Source organism: Chamaesiphon sp. VAR_69_metabat_338, assembly GCF_031423935.1.
In the GTDB taxonomy this organism is placed as follows: Bacteria; Cyanobacteriota; Cyanobacteriia; order Cyanobacteriales; family Chamaesiphonaceae; genus Chamaesiphon.
In genome coordinates this window covers 1-15,633 of record NZ_JANPGM010000646.1, presented here as the reverse complement: position 1 = coordinate 15,633, position 15,633 = coordinate 1, and the positions used below count along the sequence as shown (strand labels likewise).

At 48.5% G+C, this 15,633-nt stretch carries 11 protein-coding genes; 7 read left to right on the top strand and 4 right to left on the bottom strand.

The features are described 5' to 3' along the window. Nucleotides 1–204: 204 nt before the first annotated feature. Nucleotides 205–1,221, bottom strand: a complete 1,017-nt coding sequence (locus RMO84_RS17825) for a hypothetical protein (protein ID WP_310489780.1) — start codon at nucleotides 1,219–1,221, stop codon at nucleotides 205–207. 290 nt (nucleotides 1,222–1,511) lie between these two features. Between RMO84_RS17825 and RMO84_RS17820 the strand changes: the two genes are divergently transcribed. Then, entirely contained in the window at nucleotides 1,512–2,432 is a 921-nt protein-coding gene (locus RMO84_RS17820; RefSeq protein WP_310489779.1) for a hypothetical protein, read from the top strand. Between the two features lie 55 nt (nucleotides 2,433–2,487). On the opposite strand, the gene RMO84_RS17815 is transcribed toward RMO84_RS17820, so the two are convergent. Together RMO84_RS17815 and RMO84_RS17810 are read right to left on the bottom strand one after the other, a co-directional pair. After that, nucleotides 2,488–3,213 (bottom strand): DUF4337 domain-containing protein, encoded by a 726-nt coding sequence (locus RMO84_RS17815; RefSeq protein ID WP_310489778.1) that lies wholly within the window; start codon nucleotides 3,211–3,213, stop codon nucleotides 2,488–2,490. A 328-nt stretch (nucleotides 3,214–3,541) separates the two neighbouring features. Next, a complete protein-coding gene (locus RMO84_RS17810) occupies nucleotides 3,542–4,147 on the bottom strand; it encodes a TIGR02466 family protein (RefSeq protein ID WP_310489777.1) in 606 nt (201 codons plus the stop codon). 224 nt (nucleotides 4,148–4,371) lie between these two features. Between RMO84_RS17810 and RMO84_RS17805 the strand changes: the two genes are divergently transcribed. Together RMO84_RS17805 and RMO84_RS17800 are read left to right on the top strand one after the other, a co-directional pair. Further along, on the top strand, nucleotides 4,372–6,816 hold the full coding sequence (locus RMO84_RS17805) for an SdiA-regulated domain-containing protein (RefSeq protein ID WP_310489776.1): 2,445 nt from the start codon (nucleotides 4,372–4,374) through the stop codon (nucleotides 6,814–6,816). A 235-nt stretch (nucleotides 6,817–7,051) separates the two neighbouring features. Beyond that, entirely contained in the window at nucleotides 7,052–10,768 is a 3,717-nt protein-coding gene (locus RMO84_RS17800) for an alkaline phosphatase D family protein (protein WP_310489775.1), read from the top strand. Between the two features lie 92 nt (nucleotides 10,769–10,860). Here RMO84_RS17800 and RMO84_RS17795 read toward each other — a convergent pair whose 3' ends face one another. Next, complete coding sequence (locus RMO84_RS17795; RefSeq protein ID WP_310489774.1) at nucleotides 10,861–11,298, bottom strand: hypothetical protein; 438 nt, start codon at nucleotides 11,296–11,298, stop codon at nucleotides 10,861–10,863. A 298-nt stretch (nucleotides 11,299–11,596) separates the two neighbouring features. Here RMO84_RS17795 and RMO84_RS17790 point away from each other — a divergent pair, with 298 nt between their 5' ends. The 4 genes from RMO84_RS17790 to RMO84_RS17775 all read left to right on the top strand — a co-directional run bounded on the left by RMO84_RS17790 (nucleotide 11,597) and on the right by RMO84_RS17775 (nucleotide 15,278). Further along, nucleotides 11,597–13,033, top strand: coding sequence for a BCD family MFS transporter (locus tag RMO84_RS17790; RefSeq protein ID WP_310489773.1), 1,437 nt, complete (start codon nucleotides 11,597–11,599; stop codon nucleotides 13,031–13,033). Between the two features lie 112 nt (nucleotides 13,034–13,145). Next, nucleotides 13,146–13,601 (top strand): EVE domain-containing protein, encoded by a 456-nt coding sequence (locus RMO84_RS17785; RefSeq protein WP_310489772.1) that lies wholly within the window; start codon nucleotides 13,146–13,148, stop codon nucleotides 13,599–13,601. A 107-nt stretch (nucleotides 13,602–13,708) separates the two neighbouring features. Further along, entirely contained in the window at nucleotides 13,709–14,728 is a 1,020-nt protein-coding gene (locus RMO84_RS17780; RefSeq protein ID WP_310489771.1) for a CD225/dispanin family protein, read from the top strand. 13 nt (nucleotides 14,729–14,741) lie between these two features. Then, complete coding sequence (locus RMO84_RS17775; RefSeq protein WP_310489770.1) at nucleotides 14,742–15,278, top strand: O-acetyl-ADP-ribose deacetylase; 537 nt, start codon at nucleotides 14,742–14,744, stop codon at nucleotides 15,276–15,278. Nucleotides 15,279–15,633 lie beyond the last annotated feature (355 nt).

Genomic DNA, 15,633 nt, shown 5'->3' with positions numbered 1-15,633 from the left:
GCAACGCACGCTGTAGGCGTTGGCGTTGGCGTAAGCCTGCCGTAGGCACAGCCTCTCCGTTCGCGCAGCCTCTCGCAGAGAAGGAGATCCGAAGCCAGACGTGTCGAAGACGGGAACCCGCGCGGAGCGCATCCGCTTTTTAAGGGGGCGTGGGGGGGATCTTCTAGGGTTTACGAGTGCTTTCTTATACTTTCCAAACATCCTCTAAGCTCTGGATGGAAAACAATCAGCGATATTTAATTTGAGGAACCGATCGAGTGGTAAATACATCCAGTAAAGAGACAACTGGCGATCGCGACTCATATGTTGGAAGCCCAACGCAGATGCTTGATATTCATAACTAGGATGGATAATCATCGTATATAGATCGCAAGCATTAGGGAAATCTTGCTGCATTTCAATCAAGGTTTTTTGAGTGTCTTCTAATAAAAGTACGCGATACCGATCGACATATTCACGGTCGATCGCCCAACTCCGAATATAAATTGAGATGCAATCTAGATCGCCCGATTCAGCCATGATAAAAGGATCTGTATCACCGATCGCACTTAAATGTAGACTCTTACTGGGCGCAACAAAGAAATTGGGTACTGAAATGGCGGCAGTAGGGTACATCATATAAAAGCCGATCGAATTGAGATTATCTTGACGACGCAATACGCGCATTCCCCGACCATATTGACGCGCCCATTGCCGGAGAATATTGACAATTCGATGGGGTGTGGTTTCTGTATTGTGATTCATCCAATTATAGTTAGTCGCGAGTAAATTGGCGATCGGAATTGCGTCGCAACGCGGATCGAATGGCTCGATTTTCACTTCTACTTCTTTGGCTAGTTCTGGTGTCAAATCTGCTGGATTTACTAAGATTTCAATCCGGCTGATATTCCCATCAAATTGTTTGGTAATCAAGCCCAATGCCGCTAATTTATCTAACATCATCCCCGCCGATCGATCGCTACCCCGATCGCGGTCGCTATAAAATAATTCCGCTGCTTCGCGATGACTGCAACTCACAGGTCGATCGAGTAAAGTCAATGCTAATAACGGTGGCTTAACCTGCGGATTACCCTCCCGTTGCTCCTTTACCAATAGATAAATCCACAATCGCAAAAAACACTCCCCGCGTGTACGAGTCAATCCCAGCCGCTCGACAAGGCGATCGAGTAGCTGCTGCTGTCGATCGCGACCCAACCACAATTCCACTTCTTTCGGTTCCATAAGTCTGTCCTTTCTCTAAACGGCTGGGTGAGAAAATCCCCTCCGCTCCTGTCGGAGCCGCTACGCGAACGGAGCGAAAAGTGCGGCACGGGCAGGCGAACCGCCCAGTGGGGTGGGTAGATCTTCGATCGATTCAAGCAAGCTCGCTTGTTGAAAGAGGCTAAATTCACACTAGCAAGATTCATCTTACTTCACCCTGATTCACCTTGATGCCGCATACTCATTGCACCCTCACAAATCGGTCGGTGAAGATGTATTCAACAACCGAATGACTCTAGGCACACCGAACCATGAAACTCACTCAAACAAATCGCGATCTAGCTGGCTACTGCCCCAAAAATCCCAACTATCTCCAAATCCGGGCGCGGATGAACCGATTAGTCGATCGCTACCTCACCATCGATATCCTCAGCCAACACCTCATCGACTTACCCACCCAATTTGCCCAGCCCCACGTTAGAAAGTGGGAACCCATCGATTGGAAATCGGTTTCCCGCAGCCAGATTGTCGGTGTCGATCCAGACTTATTTATTATGCTTGTCGCAGGTGCCACCGAAATTGAAACACCCATCCGCGAATATTCCCAAGAAACCTGGAATTATATGAAATCGATTCACCCTGGGATGGCTTACTTCATTGGTGGTACCCAACATCCTGACGGTTCGATCGCGACTTTAGGTGCCTGGGAAAAAGAGGAACGCCAACATGCCCCCACCTTCAAAAAAATCTACAACCAATTAACTGGCGAAAAACTGCAACCCAAACCCAACAGCGTCAATATTCAGCAATCGATCGATTCAGCATTGATGGCTGTCTCCAACCATACCCTCAGCCGTATTTCCACTGAATGGGGAGCCGTATCGATTTATTTATGGCTGATGGCACACTCCACAGGCGCACTACAACAAGCGATCGCCCAACCATTTCAAGATGAAGTCAATCACCTTGCCAAATTTTGGGGCTTCAGCCGTTGGGCTTTTGATGGATCTTATTACGGACAAGTCAAAGGCTCGACAAAAAGCCTTCTATCGTTAGCCAAACACCATCGGGGCGAACGCACAGAAGGCGATAATCTAGTCGGTAAGGCTACGACTGTCGATGCGATCGAATTGGCTTTTGTGTTCTCACGGGTGATGGTTAGAGTTCATACTTGGAATCGCGAACTCAGCCATACTCTCCTCGTACACTTATTCGGTCAAAAATATTACTAACAAGTTGTAATTATGCATACATGCCAAGAAATCGATGAGATCCACCCGCTTCACATCAGAGCCAATTGACTTCCACGCTACTCTTGCCCTGTCTCTGCGGGTTTTCTATCTCCAGCAGACGGTTATTCAGAAGGTCAGGAACAGCCGCAGCAAGAGTAGGAGAGGTAACAGAGTTTTGAGAGAGTAGTTTTGTTAAAGCATCAGGGTGAATACCTAAGTTGAACAGACCAGCTAAACCCATAATTAATCCAAAACCAGTGGGGAGCAGAGCAATTAGATACAGCCAAAATTTGTTAGTCAAGGCTGTAACTGCTAGTAAAGAAATGGCGATCGAAACAGCAGCATCGGCTAGATCGAATTGGTCGTCATGGAAATTTAGAGCATCGTAAGTTTTCTGGTCTTCCTCAGCTTGCTGTTTGAGTTTCGCTTTCTCACGTTCTTGTTTGGTGACAATTGCTTGATAGGCTTTAATTTGAGTATCATATTGTACCCTTTGGCTTCCCGAAGTGTTGGCAGATTGGAGTTTAAGCTGTGTTACCGTGCTGCTTGCGATCTCAGATCGAATATTCCGCGCTTGATAAAAAGCCCAGTGGTCGATCTTATCTGCCTGTGCTTGTTGCATTCCTTGCACGATGTTGTCATCTTTGACATGGCAGATGCCCATGAAAGTTGCCAAACAAGCGACTGTCACTGCTACTAGGGCATTAAGTCTATTTTGAGCAGCTTGCTGCTGGCTATCTCGATCGGGTTTCTCTACAGCTTCTAACGGGTCGATATCCATAAAATAATCGGTCAGTTTCTCTACCGTTAAATAAATAATTTGAAATCGATGTACGACTTTTGCTGGAAAAATATTATGTCATAAATATGCTCTGCTAACCCTATTTTTAGGGTACACCATATTTAATTACTAAGAATAGGAATAATTTATTAATTATCTCTCCGATTTTGGATAAATGCGTTAGGATTCTCAGCCGATCGCAAATTTTATACGATTTACAGTACATTTTTGATATTTGTACTCCTGAATTAGCATCAATTTTTTAATTTATGAAACCGATCGCTATAGCTAATTTCTTGTCGCGATCGAGAGCCAGTTGACTAGTTCGTTACTTCACCAATTGCAACATTCCAACATTAAAACTCAAACTAATTCGTAATTCCCCACTCAGATTCATTTCGACATTATGTAACAACCAACTGGGAAAGATTAACATCGTGCCCACTTGGGGTTTATAACTAATCTTGGGCAATGTCCAGGGACTAAATTCGGTAATGGGAGGCACTAATACTTGGGCGGCTGGACGCGGATCGGAAAAGGAGATGACACCAGAATTTTCGGGAGCTTGCAGATAATAGACTCCACTCAGAACCGAATTAGGATGATTGTGGACTGAATTAGATGCCAGCTTGCCATTGACGATCGCCCAGCAGCTATCGATTTCCAAAGATATTTTTGCTAAGTCCCAATGCAAACAGGTTGCAACTTCCAAGACATGCTCGCTAATTATTTTAGTGAATTCAGTAAAACTTGCTCGTTGGTGTAGGTCATTCGCACTATGCCAACCCAATACATTTGATTGTTTTCGACCTTGGCGATCGTGTTGCTGCTCGATCTTTATCTCCTGAATCAATGTATTGTTTAATCGATCGCAATTGTCAAGATTGAAATGCCAAATGGGCGTAGGAAACCAGTCTTTTCTGGAATTAGTCATGGCAAAAAACGATCGATGATTCGAGAAAATGAGTATCGATCGAAATCGATTTAATTTTGAGATCGTAGCATCAAGACACCCAATCGGTAAGATTATTTTTCGATTTGAGCGATCGTTCTGACACAACATGGGTGGAGTATTAACAGTTTACTTGAATGATAACTGGGGTAACTAATTTTAGATCTAAGCAAACATTAACCTAATTTCTACCTCCTCATTTAAGCATGGCAATTACTGACATCGATCTTTCCAAGTACACGCGGATCGGTCGCTACGATCTGCCCGAACCTACGCGGACTAAGGCTCCGACGGGTAGCCTCCTGGCTCAAGAAGTCTCGGCTGTGACCTATAATCCAGATACCGACACGCTATTTGTCGTTGGTGACGGTGGTACTTCGATCGTCCAAGTCTCGAAAACTGGACAATTAATCGATTCGATGACATTGGCGGCTGATGCTAGCAAACCCCAAGGTACCTACTTCTACGATCCAGAAGGACTCGCCTACGTTGGCGGCGGCAAATTTGTGATGACGGAGGAGCGATCCCGACAAGTTGACCAATTCACCTACAAAGCAAATACGACGCTGACTGGGGCAGACGTCCAGGTTGTCAAACTCGGTACGACGATCGGTAATATCGGTCTAGAAGGCATCACCTACGACCCGCAGACGGGCGGCTATATTCTGGCCAAGGAGGCTTCACCAGAAGGGATCTTCCAGACGACGATCGATTTTGCTAAGGGCACAGCGAGTAACGGTTCGCCCTCAACCGAAAATTCGACTAACTTGTTCGATCCCGCATTGCTAGGCGTAACAGACATCGCCGATGTTTACGCTCTGTCCAATGTCAAGGCTCTCGATGGCAAAGAAGATTCCAGTCATATCTTGGTGCTGAGTCAAGAAAATGGCAAAATCTTGGAGGTCGATCGGGCCGGTAAAATTTATAGTACGCTGACGATCGCCGCAGATGCTACCGATACGATCTCTGTTGCCGACCAGTCACATGAAGGGATCGCAGTAGATAAAGATGGTTTTCTGTATGTCGCTAGCGAAAATGGTGGTGGTAATATCGATCGTCCACAGCTCTGGGTGTATGCTCCCACGGGTGCCAGCACGCCGACGACACCAACCACGCCCACTACCCCAACCACGCCAACAACACCCACTACCCCGACCACTCCTACTGCTGCCTCTACCCTCGTTATCACTGAAGTAGCACCCTGGGCTAGTGGCAATACCGCCTATGCCGCTGATTGGTTTGAAGTGACAAATACGGGTACCACTACGGTGGACATCACCAACTGGAAAATGGACGATAACTCCAACTCCTTTGGTAGTGCGGTCGCACTGCGCGGCTTGACGAGCATCGCTGCTGGGAAATCGGCGATCTTCATTGAGGGTACTGCGGATGGTTCTACTGACAAAGTTCTCTCTGCTGCTTTCTCGAAAGCTTGGTTTGGTTCGGAAACCCTCCCAAATGGAGTCTTGCTTGGTGTCTATGGGGGTTCCGGTGTCGGCTTGAGTACGGCTGGCGATGCGGTGAATCTTTATAATGCCGCTGGCGTTCTCCAGTCTAATGTGGTCTTTGGAGCTTCGCCCACAGCTTCCCCCTTTGCCTCATTTAACAATTCGGCTTTGTTAAACAACACGACGATCTCGACCTTGAGCGTGGCGGGTACTAATGGTGCTATCTCCTTTGTGGATACGCTCGGCAATACCGAAATCGGCTCTCCAGGCACGATCGTCAATCCGAACAAAGCTCCGACAGCAGTCTTGTTGACTAACCTGGTCAGTACGATCGCCGAAAATAGCGACACTGCTACCCGCGTGAAGGTCGCAGACATTAGCATCACCGATGACGGACAAGGTACTAACAATCTTGCGGTCGCTGGCGCGGATGCCACCGCCTTTGAAGTCTTCAACAGTGCGCTGTACATCAAAGCTGGTGTTAATCTCGATTACGAAACCAAGAACAGCTATAGCGTCTCTGTCAATGTAGACGACCCAACTATCGGTACTACTCCCGATGCGACCACGACTTTTATCTTGTCTTTGACTGACGTAGTGGAATATCTCGCTCCAGTTGCGGGTACTAGTGGCGACGATACCAAAAATATCGCCACCAGCCTCAACACGATCTTTACTGATGGTGGTAATGACCTGGTAGATAGTTCTGTTGGTAAAGGCGATAACCGGATTTACGGTGGCGACGGTAGCGACGAACTTTATGCTGGCTTGCGCGATCGATTATTTGGCGAAGCTGGCGACGATATCCTCGATGCGAGTGCTGGCAAAGGCGGCAATCGGCTTTATGGTGGTGCCGGTAACGACCAGTTATTTGCAGGTACCAATGACTTCCTCTCTGGCGGCGATGGCGACGATAAAGTCTTTGCTGGCAAAGGTGGTAATACCCTTTTTGGTGGTGCTGGTACCGATCGGTTCTATCTGGCTTACAATGGTGCCCCCACGAGTGCCAATACTGTTGGCGACTTTGAAGCTGGCATCGACAAGCTACTAATTTTGGGAATTCCGGGCGTCACGGACTTCAGTAAAGTGACCGTGACTCAGCAAGGTACGGATACGCTCATTAAAGCTGGTGGCAAAGATCTCGCGCTCTTAACTGGCATTCAATCTAACACTGTAACTGGCAGTAGTTTTGCATTCAGCTAAAGAAATGTAAATACGGAGGGCGATCGGTTCGATCGTTCTCCGTATTTATCAAATTAGCTGGCAGCAATTCGATCGAGCGATCGACGCTCTTGCCCGTCGCATGTACTTAATCATTTCATAACCTCATTTAAACCCCTCCTAAACCCGAATCATCTAGAGTTAGCGTGAATCAATGTCTGTAGCATGCTTGGCAACTGTCGATATCATCTCTCATCACTAACTTTAAGGAGCATTTATGGCGACTGGCCCCAGTACAACTCAAACCCCCTATATCGTGCCCGTAGCGACAGGGGTAACTACTACTTCGATTTTGAGCGTCGGTGATGCCGTGAATGGCTACAAAATGGCGGGTATTCCCGACGGTCTTGGTGCCTATGATAATGGCGACGGTACTTTTACAGTCTTAATGAACCATGAGATCGGTGCGGGTTCTGGTACCGCCCATGGCCCACTGACCAATGGTGCTTTTATCTCCCAATGGGTCATCAACAAATCCGATCTCAAAGTTGTCAGTGGCAGCGATCTGATTAAGAATGTCTACACCTGGGACACCGCGACCCAGAAATCCAGCACTACCGCCGCCGCTAATATTAGCTTCAACCGTTTTTGCTCCGCCGATCTGCCCGAAGTAACTGCATTCTACAATTCAGCAACCGGACTGGGCAGCGCAGAGCGGATTTTCTTAAATGGTGAAGAAGGTGGGGCGACTGGCTATCAATTAGCCACCGTTGCGACAGGTGCTAATAAGGGCAATACTTACGTCCTGGGCAAGTTCAACCTTAGTACCAATGGTTCCGGACTGACTGGCGTTGGTGCTTGGGAAAATGCCCTCGCCAATCCTTTTGCCCAGAATAAAACAGTTGTGATTGGTAACAACGATGGTGGGACGGGCATCGTAAACAATGCCGTGGCAGTCTATGTCGGTACTAAAACCAATACTGGTAGCGAAGTAGACAAAGCTGGACTTACTAATGGCGTCACCAAGTTCATTAATGTGACTGGTAATGCGAAGGAAATTGTCGATACCACGACTCGCGCTACCAACATTAAGGATGGTATGGCGTTCACATTGAGTGCGACTGCCTCCACCACCTTCTCCCGTCCGGAAGACGGTGCATGGAACCCGTCCAATCCCAATCAATATTTCTTCGTTACTACCGACCAACTCGATACGGTCAAAGATGGCGTCGGCACTCAAGTGGGTCGCAGTCGCCTGTGGCGGTTGAATTTCAGCGATATTACCAACCCCGATGCGGGTGGGACGATCGATCTGCTCCTGGATGGTACCGAGGGGCAAAATATGTTCGACAACATGAGTGTCGATCGCTATGGATTTATCACCCTCAATGAAGATACGGGAAATGCTGCTCACAATGCCAAGGTTTGGCAGTATGATATCGCTGCCGACAAGCTGACCCAACTGACCAAATCCGATCCGGCCAGGTTTGGTGATGTGGTAGATGGCCAGGTCACAGCAGCGACGGCACCTTTCAACGCAGATGAAGAAAGTTCCGGCACGATCGATCTTCAAGATATTCTCGGTGCAGGTTGGTCGTTAATCGACCTTCAGGCTCACTACACCAACACCGATACCAGTCTCGTTGAAGGCGGACAACTGCTAGCTCTCTACAACCCGACTACCGCTGCTGCGGCGGCTAATGCCAAAAACAAAGTCGCCTTTTCGGGCGTAGCGGCTGGGGATGCCACTACCAGTAGTGAAATTCTGTGGACGCGGACTGTCGATGCGGCGACCAAGCAAGGGCTTGAAACTCAATTAAACGTGCAAGTTTCGACCGATATCAACTTTGGGACGATCGCCAAATCCTATACTGGACTGACAGACGCCAACCACGATTACACCCTCAAAGTCGATGCCACTGGCTTGCAAAGCGGCACCAAATACTACTATCGGTTCCAGACTAGCGGCGGCGATACCAGCAAAGTCGGGACATTCAAGACCGAATACGATGCCAATACGCAAGCGGCTGTCCGCTTTGGTTTCAGCGGCGATTACGACGGTTTGATGCGCCCCTATAGTTCTACTGCTAACTTTGGCTCGCTGAACTTAGACTTTTACGTCAACTTGGGCGACACGATCTACGAAACAGCCAGCAAAAGCTCAGTGACGGCTGCCGACCCCAATGTTAGTACTTCTCAAGCTTTAATTGACTATCGCAATAAATATCTCGAAAACCTCCAGCCGACGACTACTGGTGGCTTTGCTAGTTTGCAAACACTCTATGCTTCCCAAGGTAACTACACCGCGCTCGATAACCACGAACTCGGCAACAAGCAGCTCATCAATGGTGGTGCGCCCGCTGGGCTGGCCGCCAAGTCGGGTAATGGTACTAACGACAAGACCTTAGACGTCAATAAAACTGGGACGTATATCAACGATACCGCCGCGTTTAAAACCTTAGAGCAAGCTTATCTCGACTACCAACCCATCCGCGAGAAAACCGTTTCGGCTCCCAATGACGCGCGGACTGATGGTACCACTCAGTTGTATAACGCCAATCAGTGGGGTAAGAATGTCCTCTACATCAACACTGATACCCGCTCCTACCGCGACGTCCGCTTAAAAACCACCGACGCCAACGGTAACGTCACGACGACCGACGATACAGGCTCGCGGGCGGACAATCCCGATCGGACGATGTTGGGCAAAACGCAACTGGCATGGCTGAAGCAAAATCTCCTCGATGCCCAGAATAATGGCACCACCTGGAAATTTGTCTCCACCACCGATCCGATCGACCAAATTGGCGCGATCGGTTCTGGTGCCGATGGTGGTAAATCCTGGATCGGCGGCTATCGTGCCGAACGCAACGAACTACTCAAATTTATTGCCGACAATGGTATCAAGAATGTCGTCTTCCTCTCTTGCGACGACCACCAGAACCGGATTAATGAGTTAACCTATTTGGACGATATCAACGATCCGACTAGCGTCAGAACATTACCCAATGCAATCTCAGTCGTCGATGGCCCGATCGGTGCAACTGGCCCCGATACTGTCACCGACCACAGTTTTGCTAATATCAAATCCTTAGCAGAAAAGCTCGCAGCGACTCAAACCGCCGCAGGGGTCAATCCGATCGGTTTAGCCGCCGATTTTGCCGGACTCAAAAATGTCGTGCGCGAAGGTGATGCCAATGCCGACACCAATCGTCAGGCTGTGGATTTCTACTCGCCCGATACTTTCAACTACACCACCTTTGATGTTTCTGCCGATGGCAAAACGTTGAATGTCAACGTCCAAGGGATTAACTCTTACGCGAGCAATACTAACCCCGAACCATCGACGACTAATCCCGTGCGATCGATCCTCAGCTTTAGTCTCGATGCGGCAGTCTCACCGACAACAGTCACCAAGACATCTGGCGATGACAAAGTCATTCCCACCACCCAACAGACGCTCTTTGCCGATGGTGGTAACGATCTCGTCGATGGCTCCGTCGGCGGCGGTAGCAACCGGATCTACGGCGGCGACGGCAACGACGAACTGTATGCTGGCAAGAACGATCGCTTATTTGGCGAAGCTGGCGACGATATTCTCGATGCCAGCCAAGGCAAAGGTGGCAATCGCCTTTATGGTGGTGCCGGTAACGATACCTTATTCGCCGGGACTAATGATTTCCTCTCTGGCGGCGATGGTAACGACATCCTCTACGCTGGTAAAGGTGGTAGCACCCTCTATGGCGATGCTGGTACCGACAAATTCTATCTGGCTTACAATGGTGCCCCGACTAGTACCAATACCGTGGCTAACTTTGAAGTCGGGATCGACAAACTGCTAATTTTGGGTATCTCTGGTGTGACAGACTTTAGCAAAGTGACTCTGACTCAAAAGGGTGCCGATACCTCGATCGCCGCTGGCGGTAAGGATCTGGCTGTACTAACTGGCATTCAGTCGAGTAGCCTAACTACTAACAGTTTCGCGTTTAGCTAACTTTTTAAGCATGTGAAGTGACGAGGTTAATCCATCAGAATTAACCTCGTTTTTTCGTTGGGGCGATCGATCGAAGTCCAATTAGAGCCAGACTAATTTTCCGGTGGCGTCCACATTAACTTATTAAATAGTTCGCTCCCCTTAGCATCAAACACCTGGACGCGGGCAAAATTGGGATCGGTGGGTTGCCAAGTTACCCGATAGATCGTGCCCGCATTATTCCATTTATATAAATGTTTATCCCCGAATTTGGTTAATTGCCCATTTGCCAAACTAATACCCCGTTTGCCACTCTCGCCGCCTGAGTAGATAAATCGATCGCCATCTCTAGCTATTTTTACTTCCCAACGATCCCTAATAAATAAAGCTTGTCCGTCGTACTGAGTCGTAATATCGACAGCGCGAGCGGTGCGGGTGGCGCGGGAGGATTGATGTTCGGCTGTGGCTGGCTGAGGCATCGCTGCCGCCACAGAACTACTGGCAAGTGGCGTATAAAGCACAAAAGCCGACAAAACGATCGCGAGTTTCATGGATCTAGCTCCAGATTATCGGGTGAATATACTATAGATACGGCAACATCTTCAGCAATTTCGGAAACTCAGATCGGCGGGCAAGATCCCACCCGCCGAGGTAACATCTCGATCGAGTCTCGATCTCTACAACTTAGGAGCCGATTTAGCCCGAGCGCATTCTAGGCTAGAGGCTGACGATCGCGGGTTTTGGCGATCGCTTGTCACCTATTAAGATTCCCGAATAAACTCGATCGTAGACTAGATAGTTGGTTTAACTTAGAGAAACTTAAGACTCGATATTTTTAGATATTAGTTTATGATGAGTGGCGATTTATCCGATCCAGAATTAAACCAAGACCCCGATCGCCAGCGGATGCTCCCCAAAGTGAAATTGCCCACGATGCTGCGGCTGGGACTATTTCAGATGAGTTTGGGGATGATGTCTGTGATGGTCTTTGGCGTCCTCAATCGCGTCCTGATTAAAGAATTAGCCGTGCCGAGTACGATCGCCACGGTAATTCTCGCACTGACACTATTTGTCGCACCCGCGCGGATTATGTTCGGACAGCTCTCCGATACGCGACCGTTATTTGGTTATTATCGGACTGGTTATATTTGGTTGGGAGCGGCGGGATTAGTTAGCAATGCGTGGATTGCCGTGCAGGTGATGTGGCAACTGGGCGCGAGTCTCAAGGCAGTCGGTTGGGCACTGCCAACTTACGGTTGGGCGGGATTGCTAGGCTTTATTTTTGCCCTATATGGTTTGTCGGTGAGTATGTGCTCGACGCCATTTGCGACGCTATTGGTAGATATTACTGACGAAGACGATCGATCGCGCCTGGTGGCTGTAGATTGGTCGATGCTGATTGGTGGCACGATCGTCGGGGCAATTGCGATCGGCGTCTTGCTCAAATCCTTAGAGAACGATGCTACCATCGCCCAAGTGCAAACTCAGATCGATCGATTATTCATCATTATTCCGGCGATCGTGGCTATCCTGACCTTTATCGCAACTTGGGGCGTCGAAAAGAAATATTCTCGATTTGCCAGCCGCGTTGGCGTGCAGCGCGAAACACATTTATCGCTCGGCAGAGCATTATCCATTCTCACTGCCAATCGGCAAACTCAGCTATTTTTCACCTTTTTGATCGTGATGACATTGGGCTTGTTTATCCAAGATCCGATCCTGGAAACTTATGGTGGCGAAGTATTCAATCTCCCCGTCGGCAAAACAGCAACACTTAATGCTTTTTGGGGAGGTGGGACATTAGTAGGATTGAGCTTGGCGGGGTTTTGGTTCATTCCCAAACTCGGTAAGCAGCAGACAGCCAGATTGGGTTGTATGCTCGTCGCCGCCTCGATGTTGTGGGTGATCGTCTCGGGATTTACTCACAATCCGGTCTTTTTGCAATTAGCACTGTTATTGTTTGGCATTTGTTCGGGATTGGTGACAACTGGAGCGATTACCCTGATGCTCGATCTGACTGTGCCCGAAACTGCGGGGACGTTTATCGGTGCCTGGGGTTTATCGCAAGCTTTAGCAAAAGGTACTGCGACAATTTTGGGCGGTGTAGCTCTGGATCTGGGTAAATCCTTTGCGCCGAATCTGGTACTGGCTTATGGTTTTGTGTTTAGCCTCCAAGCGTTAGCGATGGTAATTGCGGTGAAATTGCTCGGCAGAGTCAATGTCCGCGAGTTTCAGACAACGGCGAAGGATGCCGTCAAGTCGGTAATTGCTGCGGATGTGGATTAGTAGAGAGCGGGATAAAGTGTACATTTTTGCCCCGCTCCCCGCTCCCTGCAAAAAGAAATAGCTGTAAATTGCGGTAAACTGCTACTCTGTTGCCTGGGATGGAGAAAAATAATTGAGTTATTGGTTGATGAAGTCCGAACCGGATGTCTTTGGCATCGCCGATCTCGAACGCGATCGATTTACAATTTGGGATGGCGTCCGCAATTATCAGGCGCGCAATTTTCTTAAGTCCATGCAAGTTGGCGATTTAGCTTTCTTTTATCACTCCAATACCAATCCACCTGGCATTGTCGGGTTAATGCAGATCGTCGCCGCGCAAGTCGTCGATCCCAGCCAATTCGATCCCGATGGTGAATATTACGATCCTAAATCTACCGCAGATGCTCCCCGCTGGCATACTGTCAAAGTTGAATTCGCCCGCAGTTTTGACACGCAAATTACCCTCGCGACACTCAGGGAGCACTTTACACCCGATCGATTATTGGTAGTCAAACAGGGCAATCGTTTATCCGTGATGCCCATTATCGATCGAGTTGCTGCGGAGATTCTATCACTAGCAAAAGAATGACTCACAAACTTCCTATGTCATTGTCGTGATGAGTGTTAGTTGAGATCGGTTGACGGGGAACTATAACAGACAGTATCTCATCCCCTCATCCCGCAGCCGCGATCGCTATGACTCCATTACCATCATCCTTGGAGCCAACTGCTGAAGTTGATGCTCAGACAATTGCCGCTGCACTCAATCGCAAGCTCAAATCTCAATCGATCTTTGCTACTGTCAAATTCGACTCCGAACTAGAAATCTCCCTCTCTGGCTTAGCCATTCCGAACCCCCAACAGATGACAAAAGTCGTCGCGCAGGTGTTAGGCGAACTCCAACTGCCCGCTCAGACAGTGAAAGTTTGTGGCCAGCAAACCGAGGCGACAGAGCCGAATTGGGAGCGCGATGTGGAGATCGAACCCATTGCCAAAGTCGCGGCGACCAGAGTTCCAGATGCCGCACCAGATATCGCGGCGGATGTCGAGCCGGTGTTGCTACCGTGCCCAGAAAACAATATGACACTGGCAATTTTAGCAACCGTTTTAGGAGTTTTGCCCTTGGGGATAGTTGCTATTTCCTATGCCAGCCAGGTTAGTTCTAAATACGCCGCTGGCAATACTTCGATCGCAACTAAGTATGCTAATAATGCTAAAAGATTGAGTATCATCAGTTTGAGTGTTTCTGGTGTGACGACTGGCTTAATCGTGCTGGCGATTATCTTACCCGTATTTTTAGGTGGCGGTTTCCGCAGTACCCTCAAACAAGAAAAGGCCGCTCAAAAATACGCCCAAACAGTTCTGAAAGCTAAGGGCGATGAATTAGTGACAGCGAACATGAACAATAACAATGCCGTAGTTTCTACTGACCTCAATCTCAGTCCACCGACAGACAGTGGCTATACCTTTACCGGTGAAATCCTGCCCGACACCGGTTCCCATCGCAATAATTTCAAAATTATCGCGACACCCAATCATCGCAACCTCCACAGTTTTGTCGGATTTGTTTATACGATCGAGCAGGGTGATAAATGGTTTGTCAAAACCGATGGATGTATCAGTAAATCTACCAGTTTATTTCCACCGGCGGTAACGATCGCTAATGGTACTGCAACTTGTGATGCTAACTCAAAATTAGCTTCCGAATCAGAATAATCAAGAGTATTAAATGAACATTGAATCGATCGCGACCCCCTCAGAGCGGATGGGGATTATTCAGGGCGACATTACCACATTGACTGTCGATGCGATCGTCAATGCTGCGAATACTTCGCTGCTCGGTGGTGGTGGTGTTGATGGCGCGATCCACCGCGCGGCTGGCGAGGAATTATTAGCTGCTTGCAAACAACTAAATGGTTGTCAAATAGGTCGAGCCAAAATTACTCCAGGCTACCGATTAACAGCTAAATATGTAATTCATACCGTCGGCCCTGTTTGGCATGACGGCAACGATCGAGAACCAGAATTACTCGCGAGTTGTTATCGCGAAAGTCTCATTTTAGCGGTTGCAAATCAGATTCAGACGATCGCTTTTCCCGCAATTAGTTGCGGTGTCTATGGTTATCCGATCGATCTAGCCGCGCAAGTAGCCCTTGAGACTGTATATGCATTTCTCGCCCAAGATAACTCGATCGCGGGTGTCAGTTTTGTCTGCTTTAACGATCGCGATTACGATACATATGTCGAAGCATTTGGGATGCTATAGTCAGGGAATAGGGAGAATTCTAGATGAAGACAGTATCGAATGCGATCGAAGCTCTTAGAGGATGTTTGAAAATTATAGATTAGTATTCATAAACCCTAGAAAATCCCCCCTACCCCCCTTAAAAAGGCTACGGTGTATACACAAGTCTGTCGGACTTCGTTTTGAGATCTGAATCCCCCCTAACCCCCCTTAAAAAGGGGGGAAAAGATCTGGAAGTCCCCCGCTTGGTGCCTTTTCATGGTCGGGGAACCCGACCGAAAAGGCATCCGCTTTTTAAGGGGGATTTAGCGGCTCCCGCACGCCTTTGTTCCCCGACGGTTTGCGGATGCGCTCGTCACGGAGGTTTCCTCCAGGT